The 26,599-nt window shown below is 52.5% G+C and carries 25 protein-coding genes and 1 pseudogene; 19 read left to right on the top strand and 7 right to left on the bottom strand.

All coding sequences use genetic code 11. The features are described 5' to 3' along the window. The first annotated feature begins 14 nt into the window (after positions 1 to 14). From frr to OZX72_RS04890, 16 genes are all read left to right on the top strand, one after another. Complete coding sequence (gene frr, locus OZX72_RS04965) at positions 15 to 569, top strand: ribosome recycling factor (protein WP_277159287.1); 555 nt, start codon at positions 15 to 17, stop codon at positions 567 to 569. 96 nt (positions 570 to 665) lie between these two features. Continuing rightward, on the top strand, positions 666 to 1,652 hold the full coding sequence (locus OZX72_RS04960) for a phosphatidate cytidylyltransferase (RefSeq protein WP_277159286.1): 987 nt from the start codon (positions 666 to 668) through the stop codon (positions 1,650 to 1,652). Positions 1,653 to 1,752: 100 nt separating this feature from the next. Continuing rightward, complete coding sequence (gene rlmN / locus OZX72_RS04955; protein WP_277159285.1) at positions 1,753 to 2,976, top strand: 23S rRNA (adenine(2503)-C(2))-methyltransferase RlmN; 1,224 nt, start codon at positions 1,753 to 1,755, stop codon at positions 2,974 to 2,976. A gap of 86 nt (positions 2,977 to 3,062) precedes the next feature. Further along, positions 3,063 to 3,851 (top strand): imidazole glycerol phosphate synthase subunit HisF, encoded by a 789-nt coding sequence (gene hisF, locus OZX72_RS04950; RefSeq protein ID WP_277159284.1) that lies wholly within the window; start codon positions 3,063 to 3,065, stop codon positions 3,849 to 3,851. Between the two features lie 116 nt (positions 3,852 to 3,967). Beyond that, a complete protein-coding gene (hisI, locus tag OZX72_RS04945) occupies positions 3,968 to 4,390 on the top strand; it encodes a phosphoribosyl-AMP cyclohydrolase (protein WP_277159283.1) in 423 nt (140 codons plus the stop codon). An 81-nt stretch (positions 4,391 to 4,471) separates the two neighbouring features. Then, positions 4,472 to 5,470 carry a prolipoprotein diacylglyceryl transferase gene (gene lgt, locus OZX72_RS04940; protein ID WP_277159282.1) on the top strand — a complete coding sequence of 333 codons (999 nt, stop codon included), beginning with the start codon at positions 4,472 to 4,474 and terminating at the stop codon, positions 5,468 to 5,470. A 136-nt stretch (positions 5,471 to 5,606) separates the two neighbouring features. Beyond that, the gene (rpe, locus tag OZX72_RS04935) at positions 5,607 to 6,272 is read left to right on the top strand and encodes a ribulose-phosphate 3-epimerase (protein WP_277159281.1); all 666 of its coding nucleotides are present in this window, start codon (positions 5,607 to 5,609) and stop codon (positions 6,270 to 6,272) included. Between the two features lie 55 nt (positions 6,273 to 6,327). Next, positions 6,328 to 6,591 carry a phosphoribosyl-ATP diphosphatase gene (locus OZX72_RS04930; RefSeq protein WP_277159280.1) on the top strand — a complete coding sequence of 88 codons (264 nt, stop codon included), beginning with the start codon at positions 6,328 to 6,330 and terminating at the stop codon, positions 6,589 to 6,591. A gap of 66 nt (positions 6,592 to 6,657) precedes the next feature. After that, on the top strand, positions 6,658 to 7,509 hold the full coding sequence (gene hisG / locus OZX72_RS04925) for an ATP phosphoribosyltransferase (protein WP_277159279.1): 852 nt from the start codon (positions 6,658 to 6,660) through the stop codon (positions 7,507 to 7,509). A 9-nt stretch (positions 7,510 to 7,518) separates the two neighbouring features. Continuing rightward, the gene (locus OZX72_RS04920) at positions 7,519 to 8,130 is read left to right on the top strand and encodes a CDP-alcohol phosphatidyltransferase family protein (RefSeq protein ID WP_277159278.1); all 612 of its coding nucleotides are present in this window, start codon (positions 7,519 to 7,521) and stop codon (positions 8,128 to 8,130) included. Further along, on the top strand, positions 8,127 to 9,104 hold the full coding sequence (locus tag OZX72_RS04915) for a DUF881 domain-containing protein (RefSeq protein ID WP_277159277.1): 978 nt from the start codon (positions 8,127 to 8,129) through the stop codon (positions 9,102 to 9,104). Before OZX72_RS04920 ends, OZX72_RS04915 begins: the two co-directional genes overlap by 4 nt. Further along, positions 9,104 to 9,436 carry a small basic family protein gene (locus tag OZX72_RS04910; protein WP_277159368.1) on the top strand — a complete coding sequence of 111 codons (333 nt, stop codon included), beginning with the start codon at positions 9,104 to 9,106 and terminating at the stop codon, positions 9,434 to 9,436. Before OZX72_RS04915 ends, OZX72_RS04910 begins: the two co-directional genes overlap by 1 nt. A 6-nt stretch (positions 9,437 to 9,442) precedes the next feature. After that, positions 9,443 to 10,258 (top strand): DUF881 domain-containing protein, encoded by an 816-nt coding sequence (locus OZX72_RS04905; protein WP_277159276.1) that lies wholly within the window; start codon positions 9,443 to 9,445, stop codon positions 10,256 to 10,258. A gap of 4 nt (positions 10,259 to 10,262) precedes the next feature. Continuing rightward, positions 10,263 to 10,703, top strand: a complete 441-nt coding sequence (locus tag OZX72_RS04900) for an FHA domain-containing protein (RefSeq protein WP_277159275.1) — start codon at positions 10,263 to 10,265, stop codon at positions 10,701 to 10,703. A gap of 102 nt (positions 10,704 to 10,805) precedes the next feature. Beyond that, positions 10,806 to 11,426, top strand: a complete 621-nt coding sequence (locus tag OZX72_RS04895) for a MerR family transcriptional regulator (RefSeq protein WP_277159367.1) — start codon at positions 10,806 to 10,808, stop codon at positions 11,424 to 11,426. 152 nt (positions 11,427 to 11,578) lie between these two features. Further along, entirely contained in the window at positions 11,579 to 11,962 is a 384-nt protein-coding gene (locus OZX72_RS04890) for a hypothetical protein (protein ID WP_277159274.1), read from the top strand. A 508-nt stretch (positions 11,963 to 12,470) separates the two neighbouring features. Here OZX72_RS04890 and OZX72_RS04885 read toward each other — a convergent pair. The 5 genes from OZX72_RS04885 to OZX72_RS04865 all read right to left on the bottom strand — a co-directional run bounded on the left by OZX72_RS04885 (position 12,471) and on the right by OZX72_RS04865 (position 20,019). Then, positions 12,471 to 12,818: an RNA polymerase-binding protein RbpA gene (locus tag OZX72_RS04885; RefSeq protein WP_277159273.1), complete on the bottom strand. Its 348-nt coding sequence runs from the start codon at positions 12,816 to 12,818 to the stop codon at positions 12,471 to 12,473. A gap of 84 nt (positions 12,819 to 12,902) precedes the next feature. Beyond that, positions 12,903 to 15,644 (bottom strand): DEAD/DEAH box helicase, encoded by a 2,742-nt coding sequence (locus OZX72_RS04880; protein ID WP_277159272.1) that lies wholly within the window; start codon positions 15,642 to 15,644, stop codon positions 12,903 to 12,905. Positions 15,645 to 15,727: 83 nt separating this feature from the next. Beyond that, positions 15,728 to 16,195, bottom strand: a complete 468-nt coding sequence (locus tag OZX72_RS04875; protein ID WP_277159271.1) for a hypothetical protein — start codon at positions 16,193 to 16,195, stop codon at positions 15,728 to 15,730. A 91-nt stretch (positions 16,196 to 16,286) separates the two neighbouring features. Further along, complete coding sequence (locus OZX72_RS04870) at positions 16,287 to 18,212, bottom strand: WYL domain-containing protein (RefSeq protein WP_277159270.1); 1,926 nt, start codon at positions 18,210 to 18,212, stop codon at positions 16,287 to 16,289. Between the two features lie 325 nt (positions 18,213 to 18,537). Then, positions 18,538 to 20,019, bottom strand: a complete 1,482-nt coding sequence (locus tag OZX72_RS04865) for a UTP--glucose-1-phosphate uridylyltransferase (protein ID WP_277159366.1) — start codon at positions 20,017 to 20,019, stop codon at positions 18,538 to 18,540. Between the two features lie 69 nt (positions 20,020 to 20,088). Between OZX72_RS04865 and OZX72_RS04860 the strand changes: the two genes are divergently transcribed. Further along, positions 20,089 to 20,427: a hypothetical protein gene (locus tag OZX72_RS04860; RefSeq protein ID WP_277159269.1), complete on the top strand. Its 339-nt coding sequence runs from the start codon at positions 20,089 to 20,091 to the stop codon at positions 20,425 to 20,427. Positions 20,428 to 21,041: 614 nt separating this feature from the next. Here OZX72_RS04860 and OZX72_RS04855 read toward each other — a convergent pair. Continuing rightward, a complete protein-coding gene (locus OZX72_RS04855; protein WP_277159268.1) occupies positions 21,042 to 21,587 on the bottom strand; it encodes a hypothetical protein in 546 nt (181 codons plus the stop codon). 850 nt (positions 21,588 to 22,437) lie between these two features. Here OZX72_RS04855 and OZX72_RS04850 point away from each other — a divergent pair. Continuing rightward, complete coding sequence (locus OZX72_RS04850) at positions 22,438 to 23,382, top strand: hypothetical protein (RefSeq protein ID WP_277159267.1); 945 nt, start codon at positions 22,438 to 22,440, stop codon at positions 23,380 to 23,382. Between the two features lie 231 nt (positions 23,383 to 23,613). On the opposite strand, the pseudogene OZX72_RS04845 reads toward OZX72_RS04850, so the two are convergent. After that, positions 23,614 to 24,706 (bottom strand): annotated as a pseudogene (locus OZX72_RS04845) (IS256 family transposase). Between the two features lie 215 nt (positions 24,707 to 24,921). On the opposite strand from OZX72_RS04845, the gene OZX72_RS04840 reads away from it, so the two are divergent. After that, positions 24,922 to 25,575, top strand: a complete 654-nt coding sequence (locus OZX72_RS04840; protein WP_277159266.1) for a hypothetical protein — start codon at positions 24,922 to 24,924, stop codon at positions 25,573 to 25,575. The last annotated feature ends 1,024 nt before the right edge of the window (positions 25,576 to 26,599 follow it).

Below are 26,599 nucleotides of genomic sequence, written 5' to 3'. Positions count from 1 at the left end.
CAAAGGAGAACACAATGGCAAACCCTGTAGAACAAGCCAAGGAACAGATGAAGAAGTCCGTGGAGGCCACCAAGGAGAACTTCTCCGGCATCCGCACCGGTCGCGCCAACCCGGCACTTTTGAACGGCCTGGTCGTCGACTATTACGGCGCCCCGACGCCGATCAAAGCCGTCGCCTCCATCGGCGTGCCCGAACCGCGCACCCTTTCCATCACCCCGTTCGATGGTTCGCAGGCCAACGCCGTTGAGAAGGCCATCCGTGATTCCGACCTCGGCGGCAGCACACGCCGTGATGGCAACGTCATCCACCTGACCATGCCGGAACTGACCGAAGACCGCCGCAAAGAATACGTCAAGCTCGCCAAGGGCAAGGCCGAAGATGGCAAGGTCGCAGTGCGCAACATCCGCCGTAAGGCCAAGGAAGCCATCGACAAGTCCGTCAAGGATGGCGACATGGGCGAAGATCAGGGCGACCGTTTGCAAAAGGATCTCGACAAGGCCACCAAAGACACTACCGAGACCATCGATCAGCTCCTTGAAGCCAAGGAAAAGGAGATCATGGAGGTCTGATTCGGTATGTTGCGCGGCTTCTAAGTTTTACGTTATTAGGTTTTAAACTTTGGAAACGTGCGAAAACCTGTTAGGCAGACATGAAAGAGAAGGGTAATGAGCGACAAACAACGGCATGAGGCGGGCGACGAAATGAGCACCGCGCTCAACGACATCAACAAGAAAACAGGGCGCAACATGCCTCAGGCCGTTGCCACTGCCGTATTTCTCATTGCCCTCATCGTCGCTTGCCTGCTCATCAAGATCGATCTCTACATTCTGCTGATTGCCGTTTTTCTGGTGCTTGCACTGCGTGAGCTTCATGTTTCCTTTGCCACGGTCCATCTTTATATTCCGCTGATTGTACTGTGGGTCTGCTGTGCCGGAACGCTGCTGTCTGTGTATTATGTCCCGAACCATGTATTGGCTGCTGGCGTGGGTATTGCAGTTTCTGTAGTTGGCGTGGCAATCGCAGCCAATGTCCGTCATAACGTGGGCAAACGGCTTGCTGGTGCCATCGAAGGCAAGTTGGCCGCCGCGCAGGACGTCGAAAAAAGCTCGGACTCCTCGGCAGCGAACAGCAAAACCGGCGAGAGCAGCATCGACAACGTTGCCGTTTCTGTGTTCCTTGTTTTATACATTCTCGTGCTGGCATCCTGCATTATCCTGCCGGAAACCTTCAATGGTCATCCGGTGGCCCATGCCATCATGCTGATTTTCCTACCAGCTTTGTCGGATACCGGTGGGCTGTTCTTTGGAGCCTTCTTTGGGAAACATAAGCTTTCACCTCGTATCTCACCCAAGAAATCCGTCGAAGGGCTTTGCGGCTCCATTCTTTTCGCCATGATCGGCGCCTTCGTGATTTTCGCCATCACCTATCCCAGCTTGTGGGCATCACATTGGTGGGTCCCGATTCTTACCGGCGTGTTGGTCGGTGTCATCGGTACATTCGGCGACCTTTGCGCCTCGATGCTCAAACGTGACATGGGCCTGAAGGATATGGGCCACCTGCTCAAGGGCCATGGCGGGGTCATCGATCGCGTCGATTCGATTCTGCTGTGTGCGCCGTTCTTCACTGTGCTGCTTTGGGCGACCGGCATGTAGGCTTCGGCCAGCTTTAAATTTCTTGCGAATTGCTTTTATAGGCAACTGTTCCATTTCGTAGATATTGATAAATATATCTAACTATTGAATGACGATAATTATGAATGATGTTAAGAGTAACGATTCTGGGCTTTCCAAATCGGCAGATACTTCTGCTAGCGCTGCCGAAACTGTCGAATCTGGAGTGACCGCTGGGGGAGAGTCTGGGGCATTTCGCGATGTGCTGGCCAAAAACCACGCTCGTCGCGGTAAGCCGCCGCTGCACTTCGCCGATATGACCGAAGAGCAGCGCATCGAGACAGCCAAAGAGCTTGGCATGCCGAAATTCAGGGTCAAGCAGCTGGGCAATCATTATTTCGAGCATTTCAACAACGATGTGTCCACGTTCACCGATTTCCCAGCCGCCAAACGGGAGCAGGCGCAGCAGGCGTTCTTCCCGACGCTGATCACCGAAGTGACGCATCAGGTCGCCGACAACGGCACCACCATCAAGACGCTGTGGGAGCTTTTCGACGGTTCGCATATCGAATCGGTGCTCATGCGCTATCCAAACCGCGCCACGCTCTGCATCTCCAGCCAGGTTGGCTGCGGCATGGGCTGCCCGTTCTGCGCCACCGGCCAACTCGGGCTCACCCGTAATCTTTCCACTGCTGAAATCCTCGAGCAGGTTCGTGTTGCAGCAAAGGCGATGGCCGATGGACAAATCGCAGGTGGCCCCGGCCGGTTGAGCAATGTGGTGTTCATGGGAGAAGGCGAACCCATGGGTAACTACAAGTCTGTACTTTCCGCCGTCCGGCAGATCAGCGCCATGCCGCCCGAAGGGTTCGGCATTTCTGCGCGCAACATCACCGTTTCCACCGTCGGCGTGGTTCCCGGTATCAGGAAACTGACCCAAGAAGGCATCCCTGTTCGCCTTGCCGTTTCCTTGCACGCACCAAACGACACACTTCGCGACGAACTGGTGCCGATGAACCGGCGTTTCAATTCCGAGCAGGTGCTTGACGCTGCCCATGACTATTACCTGGCCAGCCATCGCCGTGTCAGCATCGAGTATGCTCTCATGCGCGGCATCAACGATCAGGCCGAACATGCCCGCCAACTGGCCCATCGCCTCAACCATTACGGAGACAACTGGGTACACGTCAACCCGATTCCCCTGAATCCCATCGAAGGCTCGAAATGGACCGCCTCGAAACCCGAGGACGAGCAACGATTCCTTGATATTCTCCACAGCGCCGGCATCACCGCGACCTTGCGTGACACCCGAGGCTCCGATATCGACGGTGCCTGCGGCCAGCTTGCCGCGAAGAACATCCGCGCATAATGGTCGTTTTGAGACAGCGGATTCTCAATTCCGAATGATGAATTAGTCTTGAATCAGGTATTTGACGGTTGATGAGGAGTGGCGTTATGTCTTTGGCGATACGAGTAATCCCATGTCTGGATGTGGACGACGGACGCGTAGTCAAAGGCGTCCATTTCGAAAATCTGCGTGACGCCGGCGACCCGGTGGAACTTGCCGCGCGTTATTATGACGAAGGTGCCGACGAGCTCACTTTCCTTGATGTCACCGCTTCCAGCAGCCATCGGCAGACCATGATGGATGTAGTCACCCGAACGGCCGGGCAGATTTTCATTCCCTTGACCGTCGGCGGGGGAGTACGTACCGTCGGCGACGTGGATGCTCTCCTGCGCAGCGGCGCCGACAAGGTCAGCGTCAACACGGCAGCCATCAACAATCCCGAGCTCATCAGCCAGGTGGCCCAACGTTTCGGAAACCAAGTGTTGGTGCTTTCCGTGGACGCAAGGCGCGAAAAAGGGGAACAGCACACCAAGTCGGGCTTCGAGGTCACCACGATGGGCGGCCGACATTCCACCGGCATCGACGCCCTGTGGTGGGCGCAACGTGCTCAAGAACTTGGTGTCGGCGAAATCCTGCTCAATTCGATGGACGCCGACGGCACCGGAGATGGCTTCGACATCGAAATGCTCAAGGCCATGCGCAATGTGGTCAACATTCCGCTGATCGCCAGCGGCGGCGCTGGCAAACTTGAGGATTTCCCACCCGCTGTCGAGGCGGGAGCGGATGCGGTGCTTGCAGCCTCGGTGTTCCATTATGGCAAGATGACCATCGCGCAGGTCAAAGAGACCATGAAGGAACACGGCATCACGGTTCGTGAGCCGGCGATGGTCCGTTAAAAACAGCTAAAATATAACATAACTCAATGGTTGCCGGGTTACGCTGGAAACTCGCCGATATGAGCGCAATCGTAACTCGCAACAAAGAAAGAAATCAAGGAAGACTGAAGAAAAAGTTGAATAACGACGACATTACTTACGACAACAGCAAAACGTTGGATCCCCGTCTCGCGGCGCGGCTGAAGCGCGACGGCAAAGGGCTCGTTGCTGCAGTCATCCAACAATATGATTCCAAGCAGGTGCTGATGGTCGGCTACATGAACGACGAGGCGCTGCGCCGCACGTTGACCACCGGCCGGGTCACGTTCTGGTCGCGTTCCCGTCAGGAATATTGGCGCAAAGGCGACACCTCAGGCCACGTGCAGTATGTCAAAAGCCTGTCGTTGGACTGCGACGGCGACGCGTTGCTGGTCGAAGTCGACCAGGTCGGTGCGGCCTGCCATACCGGTGCACGTTCCTGCTTCGAAGAAGGCGGGGAAGTTCCTGTGGTGGTCGGTCAGCGCAAACCTGAAGACGCCGCCTACGACATCTGCCGCTGAAATTCGGGAGATTACAGCGGTTATGGCCTCGGGTATGATGGCCGGCAGAGACAATATCGGCGAAAGTTGCTTTGAGGGGCCATGATACAAGGATTGACATTGAACGTGTTTGCAGGACGCAGCCTGGCTTATATCCCATCTCCGAGTATTTCGAAGGTCGTCATTCCGCAGCTGAAAATCGGCAACTGGTCGATCGGCCCGATTCCGATTCGTTTTTACGCGCTGTGCATCCTACTCGGCATCGTTTTCGCCGTTTGGATTACCGAGAAACGCTGGAAGAAACTCGGCGGCAACTTCGACCAGATACTTGATATTGCGTTGTGCGCAGTGCCTGCCGGCATCATCGGCGCACGTCTTTACCACGTGGTGACCACGCCGGAACGCTTTTTCGGCCCGAACGGTGACCCCATGGAGATACTGCGCATCTGGAACGGCGGCCTCGGCATCTGGGGCGGCGTGCTCTTCGGTGCACTGGCCGCCTGGGCCTGGTGCCGTCATAAGCATTATCCGATGGCTCTGCTTGCCGATGCCGTGGCTCCGGGGCTCTTGGTGGCCCAAGCAGTGGGCAGACTAGGCAACTGGTTCAATCAGGAGCTCTACGGCGCCCCCACAACCCTTCCGTGGGGTTTAAAACTCAACATGACCGGCTCGGCCATCGGTCACGGCGAACAGTGCTACGACGGCGAGACCTGCCCGACTGGCACCCTCTTCCAGCCCACGTTCCTCTACGAAATGATCTGGAACCTCATCGGTGCCGCACTTATCATCTGGATCGGCCACAAGGCCATGAATCGCCTCAAAGCAGGAAGCCTGTTCACCGTTTACGTGATGTGGTACACCGCCGGCCGCACCTGGATTGAGGCGCTGCGCATCGATTTCGCACATGAAATCCTCGGTGTACGCGTCAACGTCTGGGTCTCTATGATCGTTTTCATACTGGGCGTGGTGGCGTTCGTCGTCGTGCAAAAGCTCGGAAGTTCCACCATAAGTCTTTCCGAGCGTCTACGTACCTTGACAGAAGTTGAGGAACAGGCTGAGGCCGATGCTGAAAAAGCCAAGAACAAAGCCGAAAAGCAGTAGACCCAAGAAAGCCTTCGATAATACAAAACAATATTAGGGCATCTAAAATTTTGATGTCTAAAAACACGGCTAAAATTCTCTCAGGCTTTGTTACAAGCCGTTTTCAAGTCGTTCGCACAGCATAGGATATACAATTATGACCATTCAAATCGCACCAAGCATTCTTTCCGCGGATTTCTGCAATCTTGAACGTGACCTCAAAGCCATTGACCATGCCGATTTGGTTCACGTTGATGTGATGGACCACCATTTCGTGCCGAATCTCACCCTCGGAGAACCCGTCGTCAAGCGCATCTGCGAGGTGACCGATCTGCCTGTCGACGTGCATCTGATGATTGACGACCCCGATCGCTGGGCTCCCGAATATGCCAAGCTCGGAGCCTCGTCAGTAAGCTTCCATATGGGTGCCGTTCACGCCCCGGTGCGTCTGGCGCGCCAGCTGCATGGAATGGGCTGCAAGGCCTGCTTTGCGGTGCGTCCTGCGGAACCGGTCGAGCCGATTTTCGACATCCTCGAAGAGTTCGATATGATTCTGATCATGACGGTTGAGCCCGGATTCGGCGGCCAGAAGTTCCTCGACAATCAGATGGCCAAGGTTCGCCGTCTGCGCGACGAAATCACCCGTCGTGGCCTCAACACACATATCCAGGTCGACGGCGGTGTGAGCCCCAAGACGGCCGACATCGTGGCCAAGGCCGGTGCTGATGTGCTCGTCGCGGGCTCTGCGGTCTATGGAGCCGATGACCGTGCCAAGGCGATCGACGACATCCGGGCCAAGGCGGAAGCCGCGTATCAGGCCTGACATATTACTTACGCCGTCCACACTATGGAGTGCAGAAAACAACGGAGAGAAAACGATGAAGACATTCGAATCACTGTTCAAAGAACTTAGCGAAAAGGCCGAAACCCGTCCGGTAGGTTCCAAAACGGTCGACGAGCTCGACAAAGGCACGCATTTCATTGGCAAGAAGATCAATGAAGAGGCAGGGGAGACCTGGATTGCCGCCGAATACGAAGGCGCGGACCGTACCGCCGAGGAAATGAGCCAGCTCATCTACCATATCCAGGTGATGATGATCAAGCACGGTATCAGTCTCGAAGACCTGTACAAGAACCTGTAGAAACATAACCGATGACGTTTGGCACATCGGATTAGCAATGAGAAAGAGCAGTGAAGGAGGAAAGGAATGCTGAGAATCGCGGTACCCAACAAGGGCATGCTTTCTGAACCCGCGTGGAGTCTGCTGAAGGAAGCCGGATACCAACTGCGCACCCAGCCACGTCAATTGGTGGTTCAGGACGAAGACAATCAGGTCGAGCTTTTCTACCTCCGTCCTCTTGATATCGCCATTTACGTAGGCCAAGGCGCCATCGATATCGGTATTACGGGTCGCGATATGCTACTCAACACCGACACTGAAGCCACCGAAGACCTTCCGCTTGGTTTTGGAGCGTCGACTTTCCGCTTCGCTGCCCCCAAGGATTCGTCCATCACCAAGCTCGAAGACGTTGATGGCAAGCGCATCGCCAGCTCCTTCGACAAGCTCGTTCGGGATTATTTGACCGAGCATGGCCTGCATGCCGACATCACACACCTTGATGGTGCCGTCGAGTCCTCCGTTCAGCTTGGTGTCGCCGACCTCATCGCCGATGTCGTCTCCACCGGCACGACGTTGCGCAACGCAGGTTTGCGTATCTTCGGCGACCCGATCCTGCACTCCGAAGCCATTCTCATCCGTTCCCCGCACATCTCCGAGCACGACAAGCAGCTGCAGATCTTCAAGCGACGTCTTGAAGGCGTGCTGACCGCCCGACGATATGTGATGATGGACTATGACGTGCCCGTCAGCAAGGTCGGCGCTGCCGTAGCCCTCACCCCGGGGCTTGAAAGCCCCACCATCTCACCGCTTCACGACCAGCAATGGTGCGCTGTCCGCGCCATGGTGGAACGCGAGAAGGTGAATCAGACGATGGACCAACTCTATGACGTCGGCGCACGAGCCATCATCGTCACCGCTTTGCAAGCTTCAAGAATCTGAACCCGTTTTATGAAACTTCCAATCAATTCCAACAACCGTTACAGTCCGGACGCACGTGATATCTACTTCACTGTGCCGAACCTCATCAGTATTCTGCGCATCGTCTCAATACCCTTCATCTCATGGCTCACGGCACAGCACAAGATGGTTGCGGCGCTTATTGTGCTCGCGGTTTCGGCGGCCAGTGACGGTTTGGACGGAACCATCGCCCGCAAGTGGAACCAAGTCAGCAAAATCGGTCAGATTCTCGACCCGGTGGCCGACAGGCTACTGATATTCTGCAGCATCCTGGCTCTCGGCTTGGCCGGTATCATTCCATGGTGGATGTTGTTCATCGTGGGGTTGCGTGACCTGATACTGCTGATACTGATTGTTGTCCTTGCCCAGCATGACTACGGACCTCTGCCGGTGCATTTCGTCGGCAAAGCCGGCACCGCGTTGCTGATGATTTCAATCGCAGCGCTGATTTTCGCGGATTTATGGAACAATACGTTTACACAAATCATCCATTTGGCCGCGCTGGCCGCTGGCATCTGGGGTATCGTTCTTTATTGGTTGGCTGGATATATCTATATCCGCCAAGGTATTACACTGGTTCGTCATGATTCGGGCAATAAATGACAAAACCGGAACGAGCACCCGCTTCATTTCCCGTTGAAATCGACGAACAGCCGAGCAAACGCCGCGCAGTGTTCTCCAAAGCCGTTCAAAATGTTGGCTCTTGGCATGTCGTCGACGCAGATGATACGGCTGCGCTTTCTTCCCGGCACCGACGCAAAGTCGACGATGACAGCCTTCGTCTCATCGACGATCTGACCAACCGACCGCTCGATCCGCTGTTTTCCGATGCCAGGCTGACCCAACAGAAACCACGCTCCGCACTTTCGATCTGGTCCACTCGCATCATCGTCTTCATCATCTGTATCGCGGTGGGTTTCGTCGGCAGCGTTTTCGTCCGTCAGCTCAATACCGACCCGCGAAAGCAGGTACGCGCAAGCCTTATTTCGGAGCTGGAACAACAGAATGCGAGCCTCAAGAAAGTCACCACCGAGGTCACGGATCTGCACGCCAAAGTCGTCAAGCAGGCGGATTCCATGCCCAACGCCAGCCCGGATTCCACACTGAGCCAAGACGAGATGGTGAACGGCACACTGGCTGTCAAAGGTCCCGGAATCGTCTTTACTTTGGCCGATCCAGTGGCTTCCGGAGCGGCCAACGGTGCCGCACCAAGGGAAAACAACACGAATCATATCCGTGTAGTCACCGATGCTGACCTTCAGGGCATCGTCAACCTGCTTTGGAAGGCAGGCGCCGAGGCGATAGCAATCAACGGATACCGTATCGGCGTTTCGACGTCGGTGCGAACCGCGGGCCAGACGATTCTCATAGGGGTGAATCAGGTAACGAGTCCCTATAAGATAGAAGTGATAGGTGATGCAAAAGACCTGTCAGAGGCAATGAACAGCAAATCGCAGCCTGGCCTGTACCGTACGCTTAACGCGGCCGGTATTAATCCTCAGATATCGCGATCCTATTCATTGAAACTGCCAGCGGCGGAAACCACCAACATAACCGAAGCAAAAAGGAGCAAATGATGGCAGCAGTGCTCGGTCTGATTGTCGGGGTCATCATCGGCATCTTCGTGAAGCCGGATATCCCTATAGTCCTGCAACCGTATCTGCCGATTATGGTCGTTGCGGCTCTCGATGCGCTTTTGGGTGCCGCAAGGGCTTATTTCGAACGTTCCTTCTCCGACAAGGTATTCGTCATTTCCTTCATTTCCAACGTTTTGACCGCCACGCTGCTCGTCCTGCTCGGCAACCAGCTCGGCGTCGGCTCCCAGCTGCAGACCGCCGTCATCGTCGTGCTCGGCATACGAATATTCTCCAACGTCTCCGCCATACGCCGGTTCATTTTCAAGGGCTGATCGACGATGGCAGGTATCAAGAAACGCAACATCCTCAACAGCATGCACATCCAGCATGCGCAGGATCGGGAAAACGACCGTACCAACACCGGCTCCTTCCCGATCGTACGCAAAAAACCGATACGGCAAATGGGCGGGGGCATCGTCACCAGATTGATGACCAGCCTTCTGATTGTCCTTTTGTGCGCTCTACTCGGCTTCGGCTATGCCATTCAGCTCAACAACAAGACCTCCAGCTACGAGACCATGAGCGAGGAAGAACTGACGAGGCTCATCAGCGAAACCAGCACGCAGGTGCAGAACCTTCAGCAGCGCAAAACCGAGCTTACCGGCCAGCTCAACTCGTTGAAAGCTTCCGCAAACAAGCAGCAGGAGGCTCAGCGCATTGCCAAGGAGAACGAAGACACCAGCGGTATCCTTTCCGGCCGCCTGCCCGCCGAAGGCAAAGGCGTCATCATCACGATCTCTCAAGGCAGCAAAGAACGCATCGACGCCGCCACAATGTTCCAGCTGCTCGAGGAGCTGCGCAACGCAGGCGTCGAAGTCATGGCGCTTGACAACGTGCGTGTGGTGACTTCGACCTACATTTCGGACACGAAAAAAGGTCTTGAATGCGACGGGCAGGCCTTGAAGACCCCGTACAAGGTCAAGGCGATCGGCGACCCGCAGAACCTGCAGAACGCCGTCAATATCGCCGGGGGAGTGGGCTCGAGATTCAAAGTGAAATTCGGCGCCGACGTCACCGTCACCCCAAGCGAAAGTGTAGATATCAGCGAGACACGCGATGTCGGGCAATATCAGTATGCAAAAACGGTAGAATGAAATTATGACTAATCCGATTCCAAGTGCGGGCGAAACGACCATCATCGGCATGCCCGCTGTCAATATTCCGGTCACCTCTACGGGCGACCGTCCTCTGACCCAGGATGATCTGGACACCATCACCAAATTGTCGCCGGGTTCGGCATTGCTGATTTCGACCAGGGGAGCGGTATCCGGTTCCCGCTACCTGCTTGATGAAGACGAGGTGAGTGTCGGGCGCGACCCGCATGCCGACATCCTTCTGGACGATTCCACTGTTTCGCGTGCGCATGCAGTCTTTCGTCGTGCCGGCAACACCTTCGAAGTCGATGACTCCGGGAGCCTCAACGGAACGTACGTTAATCGTCAACGTGTCGACCGTGCGACGCTGCACAACGGTGACGAGATTATGATCGGGAAGTTCCGCTTGGTGTTCTTCTCGCCATCTGCTGTGGTTGCTCAGTGAGAGTTTTCGCTGAAGCTTGAAATTGCCAGAAGAAAGGAGAACGCCTTGAAAACCAGCAATAAAGTAACAACAATTGCCAGGACACCGTCTCGTTCTTCTTCTCTGGGCAAAACTCCGAAAACAAAAGGCGGAAATTCTGCCGACTTGGTGCAGGGGGAGTTGTTCTCCGAATCGAGCGATGAGGCGGATACCCGGGGATACCGCGGAACCGTGGCTTCCAAGGTTGCCGGTATCACCTACCGCCAGCTTGATTACTGGGCCAGTAAGCGGATCTTGGTCCCTTCCATTGCCACTTCACACGGATCAGGTTCCAGAAGACTGTATTCGTTCAAGGATGTCCTGATTCTTGCCGTGTCAAAGAAGCTATTGGACATTGGCGTCAATTTGCAGAACGTCACTTCTGCCATCGGTTTTCTTTCTTGTCATCGCACCACTGAGCTTGAACACATGACCATCATCTGTGACGGCCAAGATGTCAAAGAATGCGAGAACGGCGACGAAGTACTGAAACTGATTGACGAAGGCACCGCGGTTTTCGGAGTTTCGGTGGGGAAGTTGTGGCATCAGGTCGAGGCCCAGCTTGAGCAGGAAAAACACGTTGACATCACGCCCGGTGATTCCTCAGTTTCCGCGTTGCCTGTTTCGCCCATCGACGATATCGCAGCCGAACGTATGCGTCAAAAGCTCGAAAACCAACATCTTGAAAGAGCTATGCAACATTGACATTAATGTCGGCATTTATTCCGTCCGATGTTCCCGAAACTGTCGATTATATTATTGCTCATCCACTGGTAACTGTTACATTTATCAGCACAACAGCTTTTTAGATTTAACATAACAGTTGTCAGTAAGATCCACACAAAAGGTTTGAACATATGACCGCAATACTTCCAGGATTTCTCTGGCTTTTCGCTTTGCTATGGGCTTTGGGAATCTGCGCAATGTGCCTTGTCAACGGAGCCCTTCGTAAAAAAGACGACCATCGCAAGGTCGAAACCGTGCAGTGGTCAGTCGTCATCATGCAGATCGTCTCGATGTTCCTGTGCTGCGCGCCGTACGGCGTCTACAAGTTATTGCATGCTCAAATCCACGGCATCATTCGTCATCTCTACGCCATGCTTGGCATCCCGTCCGCCGTCATCTTGGGCATCTTTTTCGTCGCCGAACTGGTCCTGATGTATCTGCAAGCCAAGCAAGCCCAACGCAGCATCATCGACGAGGTCCTTTCCAAGCGCCATCATCACACAACCGTTAAGTAATGACCGAGAGATCATATCAGCCAAGTCTTGCTCAGGAAATAATCGCGGAATCATAATTGCCGTAGGGTGGCGCTACGTTATGTAAGCCAGCGCAGCTTGGGTATATAAAACGTGACGACCGCGAGCGGTTATGTAAGCAAACTTAGCTTGGTTATATAACCGCGAGACGTTATGTCGAGATTTCTTTGAAATCTGACATAACGTACATTATCGGACAATCGTCTGAGGTACGGAATCGTTGACTTGTATACGTTAACGATTCGCTATGCAATATTAATTGCTTTTTCTAAATTCTCTCAGCACAATTCTAAGGGACAATGTACAGAATTCATGCAACAAAATTGTAACCAACCGAATAACCAATTAGTCAGTAGTCGTTATCAAAATTTTCTCAGCGCGATTCTAAGCGACACAGTCAATAAATCAGCAAACAAAAACGGCGATCACCTGAATGAATCAAGCAATCACCGTTTTATCGTCAGTTATTTACCGAGCAAAACTCAAAAACTCACTCGTAATCCGGGAACCAGCCTTCACGGTGCATCTTCAAACGCTTGTCGAGCAGCTCTTTGAGTTCGTCTTCGGTACGACGTTCCATAAGCATGTCCCAATGGGTACGCGTCGGCTTTTTGATTTCGTCGACTTCATCAGGATTCGCATCCTCGCGCTTGGCGACCTCACCGCAACGGCATTCCCATTCGGAGGGAACTTCGGCACCTTCAGCGAACGGCAAAATCGTACGATGGCCCTTTGGGCATACATAGGCCACATCAGTTCTCGCCGCAAAATCAACATTTTCATCGGATTCGAGTGATTTCGCCCCGATGCTCATACCGCGTAGGCTGCGTTCCGCCATACATTCTCCTTATTAATAGTCTATTTCTAAAGTACAGAACAGTTCGGACGAGTCGATTATTCCCCCGCCGATATCGTTTTACGCTCAGTCAACTCCGGAATACGCAACAATACCACGGTTGACCAGTTTGTTGGCTTTCCTCGCGTTTTCAGCCAGATGTGGATCGCCCGCCTCATAGTAGGTGTCGGCAGTAGAGATTTGCTGAAGTACATCGGAAAGGCGCTTGGCGTTACGAACGAAGTCGCCACCGGTCAGCTCGGTGCCATGCAGAATCTGAGCGAGGTCCTCTCCCCTGGCCCAGTCATATATAACGTCTACCAGCCCGAAATCAAGCGGCTCCAGTTCGTCCAAATCAGCGTCCTCACGCATCATCTCGACATCGGCAAACACGTCCCGCAGATGCCGGCAACTTGTAGCGACGGGGCCGCCAGGGCCACCGGGGTAGCGTCGCGGTTCGTTGTCTCCTCCCCTGCGCGCCTGGTAGACGAGCGCAGACAGGGTAGCCGCGAGTTCTTCCAGCTCGAGTCCATCCAGAAAACCATCGGTGATGGCTTCAGAGAGCACCAGATCATATTCGCTATACAAGTGACGTAGCAGCTGACCCCGCATGGTGAGCCGGTAATCGCGGGTTTCCTGTGCTGCGGGCTGGGAATTGATTGTTGGCGTTGAAGTTGCGCCTTCACGATTCGCCGCCGTCGAAAGTGAGCCCTGATGATCTTCATAGGAAGAATATTTATCGGTATTCCCATGGGTTTCCTTGAGATAACCTAGAGAAGAAAGCACATTGCAGATCTGGTCGAACTGACGTGCCACGGAACCGGTGCGCGATTCGTAGCGTCCTCGTGCGTGCCGCAGTTCCTTGGATTCCCGCAGCCAGCGGTGTCCCCATTTCAGATGGTTCTGGAAGTCCGGGCAAGACTTGCAGGGATGTTCGCTTTCTTCGGTTTTCAGCTGCTCAATACGCTGGTCGAGTGCACGGAACGCTTCGGTTCGTGCCTTGTCGCTGGCGAAACTCCGGCGCTTGAGATGCCTGCGTTCATCCTTCTGCAAGTAAGAAAGTTTCTGGCGAATGGTCATGAATTCCTTGAAATCACCGTGCGAGCAGGCGAACGCCTTTTCGTAGCCTTCCACAGCCTTTTGAAGGGTCTGGATACGCGATTCCAAGTCTTCGGCCGATTCGTTGGCTTCCCATTGCGCGAACGAATGGTCGAGCGTGTCACGCGCGGTCTCGTAGCTGCTGGAATTGAGCAGGTTCACGGCCATGTTGAAGGTCGGCTTGAAACTCGAATGCAGCGGGTAGACACGCTTGCTGGAAAGCGAGGCGGCAGTGGCCGGCACGAAGCCTTGATGGTCGACAATAACAGCATGACCGATGGTGTCGATGCCACGTCGACCTGCACGGCCGGTGAGCTGTGTGTATTCCCCTGGTGTCAGTGTTACGTGATCGACGCCGTTGAACTTCTCAAGCTTTTCGATGACCACACAGCGGGCCGGCATGTTGATGCCCAAAGCGAGTGTCTCAGTGGCGAAGACCATCTTGACCAAGCCTTCTTCGAAAAGACGCTCGACAATCTGACGGAACAGTGCGACCATGCCGGCGTGATGAGGTGCAAAGCCTTCTTCCAGCGCGTAACGGAAACGGGCGAAACCGAGCGCTTTGAGATCGGCGTGGTCAAGTTCGCCTTCCACCATCTCGTCGACGATGGCCCGGATACGCATGACTTCGTCTTTGGTAGTCAGTTCAAGCCCGGCTCGGAGACATTGTTCAACCGCCTCGTCACAGCCGTTACGCGAGAAGATGAAGTAGATGCCAGGCAGGAGCCCCATGAAGTTCAGTTCATCGACCACAGCCCATCGACGGGGTGTATAGCGACGTACTTGGCCGGGCCTGCGCCGTTTCTCTACTCCCTTGCGATGCCGGTTTTTGCCCCTACGCCATTCTTCATGCGCACGTGATGCCGCCTTGCGGTCGAGCTGGTCAATGCGGTCAACGAGCTTCGCGTTGAGTTTGTCGGTCTGCACGCCGTTTTTATTATGCCGGTAAAGATCGATGAGTTCGGGTTCGTGCTGGTCGTCACTCTGCACCATGACGTGCTGTTCAAGGGGCACCGGGCGCTTTTCGGAGACAACGAGCTTGGTAGCACCACGAACGGATTCAATCCAAGCGCAGAAATCCTCCACGTTGGAAACGGTTGCCGAAAGACCGACGATTTTAACGGATTTAGGAAGGTGGATGATGACCTCTTCCCACACCGGTCCACGGAATTTGTCAGCCAGATAATGCACTTCATCAAGAATCACGTAGCGCAACGCCCGCAACGTTTCCGAGTTTTCGTAGAGCATGTTGCGCAGGACTTCTGTGGTCATCACCACGATGTTGGCTTCCGAATTGATGGAAGTGTCACCGGTCAGAAGCCCTACGTGATCCGAACCATAGATATCGACCAAATCATGGTATTTCTGATTGCTCAAAGCCTTGATCGGCGTGGTATAGAACGCCTTCACGTTCTTTTCCTGCGCCAGATGCATGGCGAAATCGGCGACGATGGTCTTTCCTGCGCCCGTCGGTGCCGCAACCAGCACATTGTCTCCGGCCTCGAGTGCCTCATCCGCCTCTATCTGGAAGGGGTCGAGTTCGAACGGCAACGTTCTGGCGAATTTCGCCGCCTCTGACCTCTCGTATGTACTGTGTTTTTTGAACGCGGCGTAACGTTGTGACGGCGAAAGCTGTCGTTCATCGTCCGAACTGTTGTCAACCGATGGGTTGAAATCCTCGAAATCCAGATCGGAATGCTTTTTGTGACGGGAATGATGTGAATGACTCATAAGAACGAAACTGTCGATTCATGAACGTCGGATATGCTTTTAACTTTTGAAAGAATAAATGCGATAGACAGCAGAACCATCATTTAATTGGCCTTCGCCATATTCCGATGGGTGGTATTCGGATACTGCTCAGCTAAGGTCGAGCGCTTTTCGTCGACAATGCCATCGAAAGCCTGCTGATTCGAGGATTGCGAAACCGCCTGATTGCTCCCTGCCGGCACGTTTCCGGTAAACGGAACGCGATTATTCTTCCAGATACTCCAACGCTTTGCGTGACGGTTATGCCGGGCAATCCGACGGCGTTCCACTTCGGTCTGAGCCAGGCTATACCGATGCGCTGCCGTCGACAAGGGTTGCGTGAACAACGGCTTTTCGCGGGTGTCACTGGAAGATTTGGATTGTTGCATGGCATCGAGATAATTCTGAATCTCTTTGCCGGTATCCGAAACGCTATGTGCCGCGCGAACCGCATGAATTCCTGCATAGACGAGACCGATTACGAGAGCTGCAAGCACGACCAACGCTACGATGATCCAACCCCACCAAGGCATGTGACTCCCCTTTCAGGTTTCGTTCGATGTTGAATTATTGATGAATTATTCTGCTGCAAACAGCAATCAACAATTCCTGCGGCAAAACTGCTTAAGCCTGATCCTGCTGGTTGTTGTTCTCAAGGCTCAGCTCACGGTGTGCGCGAGCAACGATCATCGTCAGCAGCGGTTCCGGCGCGACTGCCGTGATGTGGCGGGCGTGCGCGATGGCAAAGGCCACGAACCACGAATCCGAGGAAACCGTCAGATGCACCTTCTCGCCGTCGCCGCAACGCTCGACCGTGGCTCCAGGCAGCGTCTTGATGAACGGCAAATCCGGCTTGTCTGTGATGAAGACGGTTGGGGTACCGTTGTCGAAGCTCCACTTGCGCAGCTCGGCAACCGGAACATCGGGAATATCGAGTTGGGCGGTCGGTTTGACCAGATCGGCCTTTTCGATGCGGGAAAGACGCAGGACCTGCCAGATGCGTGGCTGGCCGGTGGCCTTGTTGATGGTCGTGTCCTTGGAAACGAATTTCTTCTCGTCCTTCGGTGCGGCCTTGGCCACATCCGTCCAGACAGCAACGTAATACACACCTTCGTCCACGAAAATCTTGGAAGGTGCGACGAGCTTGCGACGCGTGCGGCCGGTGCCGTCGGTATATTCCATATCCAATAGCGAATCGGTGGAAATGGCGCGCTTGACCACGCTGAAACTGCGTGGCTCGACCTCGTAACCGGTCAGGGAAAGCCAAGGGGTCTCCCCCGGCTTGACGTGCTGGCGCAGGCGGACATAGAGCGATTCGGCCTGTTCACGCTGTTCCATCGGGAGCAAGGAAGAATGCGCAAGGTAACTCACAGAAGCCGTAAGCATGCTCAGATATTGCTGCGAGATACCTGCAAGGCGTTCGAGGCCCAACGAATTGGTGGCCGAAACGATGCCGTCGGCATCCAGTAGCGACCAATCGATGTCGAAGAACTGGCTGCCGGCCATCTCGCCATCGTCGGAAACGGTGGTAAGCGTGTTGATGTCCTTGCGGATGACCGCGACGCCCTTCTTCTTCTCGTCTTCGGTCTTGGGCTCGCCGATGAAACGTTCCGCAAGTTCTTCCAGGGAATATTCCTCGCCCAAGTGAGCGGAAAGGAAGAGCATAAGGCGCAGCCTGCGATCAACCTCGCTGCCGGTCTGGAAGGAGGAGTTGCGCTTGGAATGCGACTTCCCGCTTTCCGAATCGATTTCGCCGTTGGCAGTGGTTTTGCTGATCGCCGGGGTGACGATGGTTTCCCCAATCTCGCCTTGACTTTCGTCTGCAAGCTTGAAGTTCGTTGCGGCATTGAGCCTGCGGTTCCAAGCGTCAACCGCTTCCTGCGGCGAAACCACCGAGGAACCTGGATGCTCAAGCATGAACATGGCCAAATCGTCGGAATCGGTGTAGGCGACGTTCATATGCCCGCCGTCCACGTCGATGGTGGCTGCGAAACGTCGCTGGTCCACCACCTTCATCAGGTTGTCGGGAATCGGCTGGGTGCCGAGACCCGGAGCGATGGAATCAAGACCAAGACCTGGCGTCGGAGTCTGCGGCACACGAGGCGCCGTCCGGGAAGTATGTTGCTCCTCGTGTTTCGCTGAGGACGAAGAAATCGACATCGAACGTGCCAAATAGTTCGCTGCGGCAAGCACCGGCAGGTCCTCCTGCTTGAAGCGCAGACGCACCCTTGGCTCATCGCCAAGCTGCAAACGATAGGACGCGAAATCCTGTCCCTCGGACTTCGAAGAATATTCCGGCTGACGCGATTCGATGGCGATGCCCATCGCCGCGAGCTTGGCGCGGTCGCGCTGGAACTGCTTGGCAAACGCCGCCTTTGCGGCCTGATCGGCCAACTCTCCGTAGGAGTCAGCGTATGCCTTGACCCGCTGCGCTATCTGCCGTGAAGTCAACCATTGTGGGAACGCAGATGATAGGACAGCAAGCACATCCAATTCGTGCTTGCCCCACTTGTCGGAAAAACGTCGCCTTCCGTTGCTTCCTTCTGCCATTAGTCCTCACGTATCGTTAATGTTCAAGTAAAAGTGTGCGACTTGTGACGCACATCCTTATCTATATTAGATGCTTTTTCTAGTAAATTGCGGATTTTTACAAATTTAATTCTTTTTCTCACGTTTTAAAGCGTGTCATGCGCTTTCTGAAACCGTTTGATTGCTTAAAAGCGCCGTCTTCCGATTTTGCCTATATTTATCAAAAGTATCTGTCTGCATCTATCTAAATCTGTCTCTAAATCAAACTGTATCTGCCAACGAATCGGAAATCACGACGTTTTGACTTTACCACCGCGATTCCCGATTCGTTGAACAAATCATCAAATCACCAAAGCCATTCGTCGGGCTCGATACCCTGCGGCCCCACGAATTCGCCGTTAGGCACGTAGCTCGGCTTGCCCTGATCCTTCAAAACCGCATCGCCATAGAAGACGACATCGTGGCCGAACGTCCAATCGCCGTTGATGGTCACCGAATTGGCGGCAGCCAGCGATGGGATCGCGTATGGGAAACGATCGTTGAAATCCTCGATATTGCGGTAATACTTCGGGTCAAGCTTCACATCCGGGAAGATGTAATTGCCATCCTCCATCTCGTAGGAATCCGTGAGATGGAACCGGTCGGAACGCATGATGAACAGATCGTCGGTGGTTTTGACCGGAAGGAAACGCATGCGGTCGACCTGCACGCAAATGGCGCCGTCGAAAAGACCGATCGCCGCACCCATGGCTGTTTCCAGCTGCACCACTTTGGCGGAGTCGGGATTGGTGGGGTCGACGGTCTTGTAGTTTCGGATGATCGGCAACGGCAGCACACCGTTGTATTGTGTGAGCTTTTCTTTCAAAACATCAATGCGCACCCAGATGCTGTTTGTGTTGAAGTAAGGGTGACGCTCTATGTCTTCCGCGGCTTCCCTGTCGTCTGGATTGACCTGTGTCATCTCGCGCAGGATGAGCCGGCCGGATTTCTTGTCACGGACGAAGTGGCCACCCTTGCGGTCCGCATAGGTGCGGTTGGCGACTTCAACCATGAACGGCGCACCGGTGTTCTCGAAATACTGCGCGAGCGTACGCGAAGGACGTGCGCCGAGATTATCGGAATTGGATATAAATAGATATTCAAAACCTTTTCTTTCCAGAATGTCCAGCAGACCGGATTCCCAGATGGTGGAGAACAGATCACCGTGTCCCGGCGGACACCATTCCAATTCCGGATTTTCCGGAAAGTCTACCGGTTTGCCCGTTTCAAGATCGATCTTGGGCTCCTGATGCTGCACAATCTCAAGCGGAATATCTTCCTGGTGGAAATTCTTGCTTTCCTTAAGCGCCTCAATGGTGTCTTTGGAAGTGCGGAACGAATTCATCATGGTCAACGGCAGCGGAACGTTGAGACGCTGGCGGGCCGTGGTGACCTGGCCCATGATGATATCGATAAAACGCATCGGGCGGGCTTTGTGACGGCGGACGGGAAGCAGTGACTTCGCCTTGTCCAAGCCCATCGAGGTGCCGAGCCCGCCGTTGAGCTTAAGGAACGCCGTCTTGGCGAAGGCGTGAACCGCCTGATCGTGGTCGATGGTCTTGTATACGTCATGGAAACTGGGCACATCCTGCAATGGCTCGACAGCGTCCTCGCGAATCCAGCTGCTGGCTGCGTTGTGCTGCCATTCCTCGTAAAGTCTCTTGAATTGTGCAATGGCCACATCGCTCATATGCGCTTCGTGCATCTTTTGCGCCGAAGCTTCGAAGGCGTCTTCCAAGCCGCACCTCTTTCGTAGTCGAGTGTTCTCTGTCTTTATCGGCGGTGCCATCTGCGACCACCAATAAGCATACTTTTCAACCATACTAGCTTTTCTGAAAGCTTGCTGGACGCAATACCGATGAAACGTAAACGAACAGTAAAAATGTGCGATTTGGTTTACAGCAATATTATTTCTTACCAGTGTGTTGGAATGTCGAGTATCCAGTTTCAGAGTCTGAACCGAATGTTTCTTCACCTTACACTTCCTTTAAAAGCACATCAATGGCAAGCTCCTCGAAGAAAAATAGTTCAGCACCGTATCTATCGTTATCAATTGCCAAGACGTCGTCGCTTACCCTATGTTGACCAGCTTGGGACCACTTTATTCCTCCACAATACCGTTATTAAGCTCACCAATGCTTTAGGCAATATGGACTTCTCAAAAGACATCACCGAACAACGCAAAAATATGGACTGAAAGCGTTATCAGCTATTTATAAAGAAAATGTATAACTAATGGCTTCTGTTGGATGATAAACTGTTTTACGAAGAAAAAGACCTCGAAAATACCTTTAGATATTATTCATCATACGTAGCGTAATAATTTTTCCTATCATAAGACGCTTCTTCTGTCGCTTATCGGTTTCATCTGTTTACAGGCGAGAATATTGGGTTTTAGAATCGTTTTCTGGCTTCCATGAGCCTGTCCCTGCCAATCCGTGTCTGATGCCGAAGCCTGATTCGTTGACGTTCAGGACGGGATCGTGGGGCGAGAAGCTGCTTGGGAGGTTTGGTCCAGCACGGGCTCGTCACCGTGGCAGGTTCTGGCAGTCTTGTCTTCTCCTTTCACCGAGCTTCGAGGTTGTGCCAGTTCTTCAGCTAGGTGTCAAGCACGGCTCCTGTGTTGGGGCGTCCGCTTCTCGTGTAATATTTCTTTTCGCAGGTACCCATCATGTGTTGTCTGTGCATGCTGTGGTGGTTTCGAGCATCCGATTGATAGCCGGTCGGTTTTGAGGGAACCCCGCCGCGGGCCGGAACGCGGGGTCGACGTAGGCAAATAGGCTTCTGTCGCGGAACACACGTTCGAGCCTCTTACTGCAGCGGGCGGAGCCGCTTGTACGTCCACCACCATTTCAGGCCCACTGCAGCCTTCGGATTCTCCTTGACCGTGACCATACTTTTCCACTTCTCGTACCAGGCATCGGGCATCTCGCCGCCTCCTCTGCCGCATGCACCCCGAACAGCCATGAGGACAGTCTCCGCAGTTTTTTGCAGCCTGCGTCTTAGGCCGGTGGGTGTAGTCACGGTTCGTGTCTCCGTGCACGTGTGCCAGACAACCTTGTGCCAGCCATTCCTCCCGAGCGGCCCATTCCATGTCGTGCATCTCATCGCATAGAGCATGTCCGGGGCAGCGCGCCATGGAGCAGACCCCGGTACCCGCGATCGACTCGTGCGAGCACCAGTGAATACGGACTGACGGGCCTGTAATTCCGTCGATGAGGACCGGCAGGCAGCGGCCGTTGACGTAGGTCCGTCAATCTCCGGGACATGGTTCTTCGCCTTCGGCATCGCGATGATGGAATCGACTTGCCAGCGCCAACGACGGTTCCAGCGGAACGAGTGTCCCTCCTCTGCCAAGGTGTGCCCATCCAGTAACCGGTCGACGAAAGAGTCCTGGTCGCGCAGTATTGCAGTACAGCCCTTCCCGTTGCGCACCACCCGGTTGACCGAGCATTCCGGGCAGCGCCACCGCTGATACTCTTCGGTGTCCTGCCATCTTTCTTCATCTGTCCGCCGCTCGACGAGCACCGTTAACCTTCTTCAATCTCGTCCTAACAACGTTTTGGACTACCTTGAAAGCCTCCTAAAATTCCCAAAAGAAAAAATAATAGGGCGAAATGCTTACTCTCACAAGACCAAACCACGGGCATAAACGAAATATTCTGGCCTAGAACCCCATTAATTGCTTCTAGTATAACAAGCAGTCTTTGCATTTTCATCCAAGTATTTTATCCTCACTTAATTTTTCGAGAATAAAGTTGATGCAGCCTCTCACAGCTTAAAATAGTAGGTAGTAATTGTTTCAATTAATGACGAGTGTTTAATCGATTTTCGACTGACTGATAGTGGATTCGTCATCATTGACCTGCTTGACAATGATTATAAGCCAGTACTGAAGTTGCTGCTTTCCCACCTGAGACGAAAGTTGCTGGAGTATATGGGCCGGATTGATGTTCATACTTATACCTTTCTGCATTATCCGGCTAAAAGCCACTGTTGGCTATGTAGAGCCGACAGGCTGGTGATACATTGAGACCTATCAGGTGTAGTGAGAATGTGCATAGATTGATGTTCCGTTTGATTGGGTCTAAGCCCAAAATTCCTTAGATTTTACTGCCCAAGTATGTTACAATTTTGTAATGCTTATAAAATGTCACTAAATAGTGAAGTTGATAATTTATTTGTAGAATTAAAATTAAGGAAACCAATGAGCCAGACAGAATCCCACGAATCCATGAGAGAATTGTGGACTGAGACCAAGAAAGCTTGGCAAGATTTTTGCGACATCTTAAAAAATCAAATTTCTAGTCTGATAGAAAATCGCCACAAAGTGCCTTGGCTTTGGCATCACAAAAAAGAGATTAAAACGGTATGGAAGAATATTAATACCGCAAGGCAAGATGGGAAAAATTTCTGGTTCTGTATTAAAGTTTGTCTTGCTATCATTTTCATGGGCATTCTTAGCTGTCTGACATTACTTTTCATACCAATATTGAACAAAGAAGCTCATCAATGGTTGAATTTCGGCTTACAAGAAACTTGGATTATGAATTCTGTTGGGCTGGGAATATTCATCGGATTTTGTGAAATAATAATACAATCCGTAAATTTATTGTTTATACTTATTGCTGTTGTAGCTTATGCGATATATATCGTTGCTGCAGGAGTTTATGTGCCAAGAATCTTTATCAAAGCATTCAGAACGATTCCTTATGTTGGTACATTAATTTCAATTGTTCTTTCCCTCGTGAATTTGTTTTGTCTGTGGAGATTTAATTATGTGTTAAAACTGTACCAGCTAATATTATTTATCTTTGGATATTCAAATACTAATGTAGAAATATCACCGCTCATCATAAATATATTTAGTAAATTCTGCAGTCTTCTTTTTTTAACTTCAGTCATTATAGACTGGATTATACGATTAAATGTTTTGCTCAAATACGCGGATAGTCCACAATGGGGAGCTCCAATCCAAGAAAGTGATGTGTTTCCTCAAAATAATCTGAAAACAGAAGTGAAAAATAGAGCTGACCAGTGGAGAGATCTACTGCATAAAAAAGGGGAAAGTAAACCAAAAAAGAAAACCAAAAAACGAAAAAAGAAAACCAAAACAAATCGAGCAAGAAAAAATAAAAGAAAAAGAAAATAATTAAATCCTAAACACTAATCAAATTTGTATTTTCCTCTTAACGATAAAGGATACGGATATTGTTGGGAATGAAAAGCGGTTAATTACTGCTGACCTCTTCTGTATATGGGATTGAGTCAACCTGTAATTGCGCACTTTTGGTTTTCAGTCTTGATCGCCTGTGTGCAATGTTCCAGCCGTGTCGTCCATTATCGGCTCGAGCAGTGACATGTCCATGTAGCGGCGGTCCGGTCAGTCCTGGGTGACATGGCGGATTCTCGCGGTGACGAGCATGAGGGCGCTCTTCCTGTCGGGGAACTGTCCGACGACCGGTCCTGCGGCGTATCTTGCGGTCGGGGCGTTCGATCATGTTGTTCGTGCGGATCAGCCTCCAGCGCTCCGACGGGTATTCCAGCAGCTGGTAGGTCGTCGCCTCGCCGATGCCCTCGCGCAGGCATTTGGCGGCCTCTTTCAGCTTCATGCCGTCCAGTTTCCGTGGCGACCGATTCGGCTTTGGCGAGGGTCCTGTCACGGTCCTCCATGGCGCGAATATGGCCTTGAGCTTGGCGGCGACGGGCTTGCGTTCCCTTCTCGGCACCTTGGCGAGGACGTTGCGCTCGAAGTGGACCATGCACCGCTGGTAGGCGCCCCGGGCAGCAGCTCGCCGACGGCGTGGACGAGCCCGGGGTTGCGGTCGTCCACGGCCAGGCGCACGCCGGCCAGACCGCGGGCGATGAGGCTGCGGATGAACGACTCCCAGCTGGGGCCGCGTCCTCCTTCATGCCCTCGGCCACGCCGATGGCGACCAGCACGCTGACGTTCTCGATGCTCCCGCCCCAGCTTCGCTTGATCCATATCCCGTCCATGAACACGTACGGGAAGGCCCGTCCCAACGGCCTGTTCCGCCACGCATCGATGCCCTTGTAGACTCTCTTCAGGTCGTCGCTCAGGCTGTGGGGCGGCATGCGGTCGCCCCACAGCTGCTCGCCGGTCGCGTCAACCTGACGGGTCGACACCCCGCTGAAGTACATGCTCATGAGCGCTTCCTCGACGCTCGACTCGCACGTCCGGTAGCGCTGGATGACGGCCGATTCGAACAGCGCCCCCTTCAGCTTCGGCACCCTCACGCTCATGCTGCCGGCCTTCACCGTCAGATTGCGTTCGTAATGGCCTCCACGGTAGGCCTTCCGGCCGTCCGAGCGCTCGTATCCCCCGCCTGCACGACCTGTTCGGCTTCGGCGTCAAGCATCGCGTTGAGGATCTCCTCGACCTTCTTCGACACCATCCTGTCGAGCTCGGTCTCGAACTTGGACTCGTCGACCTGTATGATTCTGCTGGCGGGCATGGCACCCACCTGCTTCCAATCGGTTTTCTTTGTCAACGCTTGAAAATCGTACACAGGCAAGGGGCCATGCCCCTATCAAATCCCAAAACCCAAAGTGCGCAAACTACCGGACACTACCGTTGTGGTGCAATGAGAGAATATATTTAAATCCAAATCCGCAAATCACCATTTTAGGAATAGCTTTTTCTATTGAGAAGTTAAGTAACATTAAATGTATGCTGAACAATATTGAAGAATGGCTTTCGAAACATCCAAATACATTGAAGAAAGCCCGTTGGCCTTTAACGATCATATTCGGATTTTTAGTAGCTTTGTGTTCGGTGCATTTGCTACAGTTCATGATTCCCACGGTCACAGAATCCATCCAAAAATATGGCATTCCACTGACTGTATTATTGTGGTGCTTCGGCTTCTGGTTTTCCTTTCCCGTAGAATTTATTCCTCACGGTTGGTGCTCGCGTATATTTTTAGTTGTTTTACTTCATTTGTTGTATAACGCCGTTAGTAGTTTTCTTGGATGTGAGTTAATGGGCTCAAATCCAGATTTATGGAACAGAATTAGCTTTCTTTTTCTATTTATGACGATAACAGATATGGTCGTTGGACTTATTGCTCTATATGACGTTAGGCATAGGCGGAATATAAACTGGTTTTTGAGAACATGGTTCTATGCCATGTTGGGATTAGTATTTGATGCTGTGGTTGGTTATGGATATCTAACCGGTTCTCCGGAGAACATAAATGGAGTAGTGACCATGCTTTTTTCGCTACTAACAGCTTCTTATATTAAACAAATATATGACGAACGGATATATCCCAGTACAAGAGTACAAGAAGCAGAAAAGAACGATAAACAAGCCGAGCAATAATTTTGTAAAAACGAAACCAGTATTCAGATATTCCCGACAATTTTAAAACTCTGACGATTTCTTCTTGATTCGCTATGACTTGAACACAAGACCCTTTGCTGGATTAATGGCTGAAACCGTTGGCAATAAACAGTACTGTAAATTCCTAGTAACTCGAATTTTCAAGGAGACTCGTGATAACTTGAAAAAACAAGATGGACAACTAGCAATGGTTAATAACGGAAGCCATCGTGCCTGAAGTCAGTAATCACAGGATGTTCCTGTCGGATTATGTTTTTGCCATCCATATCCCAGTGCCGTAAGTTGCTGCTTGGATGTCTATGACTACTTAGATGAAATCAGATTACAGACTGGGCTCTAATCTGATGCTCTTGCTTGATTTTCATTATTACAGGGAAGTCAAACTTATAAGGATGATCTCAAAACCTAATGAACCGTATGAGTTCTCGTAGGAAAATACCGATTTCGATGACTATCTGCGTCCCCAAACGAATTCGGACCCCAACACATGGTTTTAGCGGAGCTCTGTTTTTACTAAGCTGCGGAATTTTCCGGGAATGGACACATATAGGCTATTACACCACTATCAGCGGGTTCCCGTAACAATACGGATGCATGGAAGGCATCCATGCCTTCGACGGGTTCCGGACTCGCAACCGTCGCATCCCATCCGACCAATTTAAACAGCTGTTTTCTACTCACGTGTTTGCCACAGGAGATCATGCAGTAGAACCGATGAGAGGCACATCGCATGGCCTCTTTTCACTCGTCTCACTTCCATGCGCGGAGACTGTATATCACCAGTTTCCCGATAGCTCGATGGAAGTAACGTTCTCACTACCTCAATGCAAAAGCCCAACCTGCCCAAGTCGGCAAGAACGAAACCAATACAACAGACGGCAAGCGATAGTCTCTCGAGGTCCAAGATTATGATATTTCGATTGACTCCTTCGACGATCACAGAAAATGACACCACTTCACTGTGAACTGTGGCAACAGTTGTTTGACAAGAAAAATGCTGCAA

This window comes from Bifidobacterium sp. ESL0769 (assembly GCF_029395495.1).
Lineage (GTDB): Bacteria > Actinomycetota > Actinomycetes > Actinomycetales > Bifidobacteriaceae > Bifidobacterium.
This window is presented reverse-complemented; position numbering and strand designations above follow the sequence as displayed.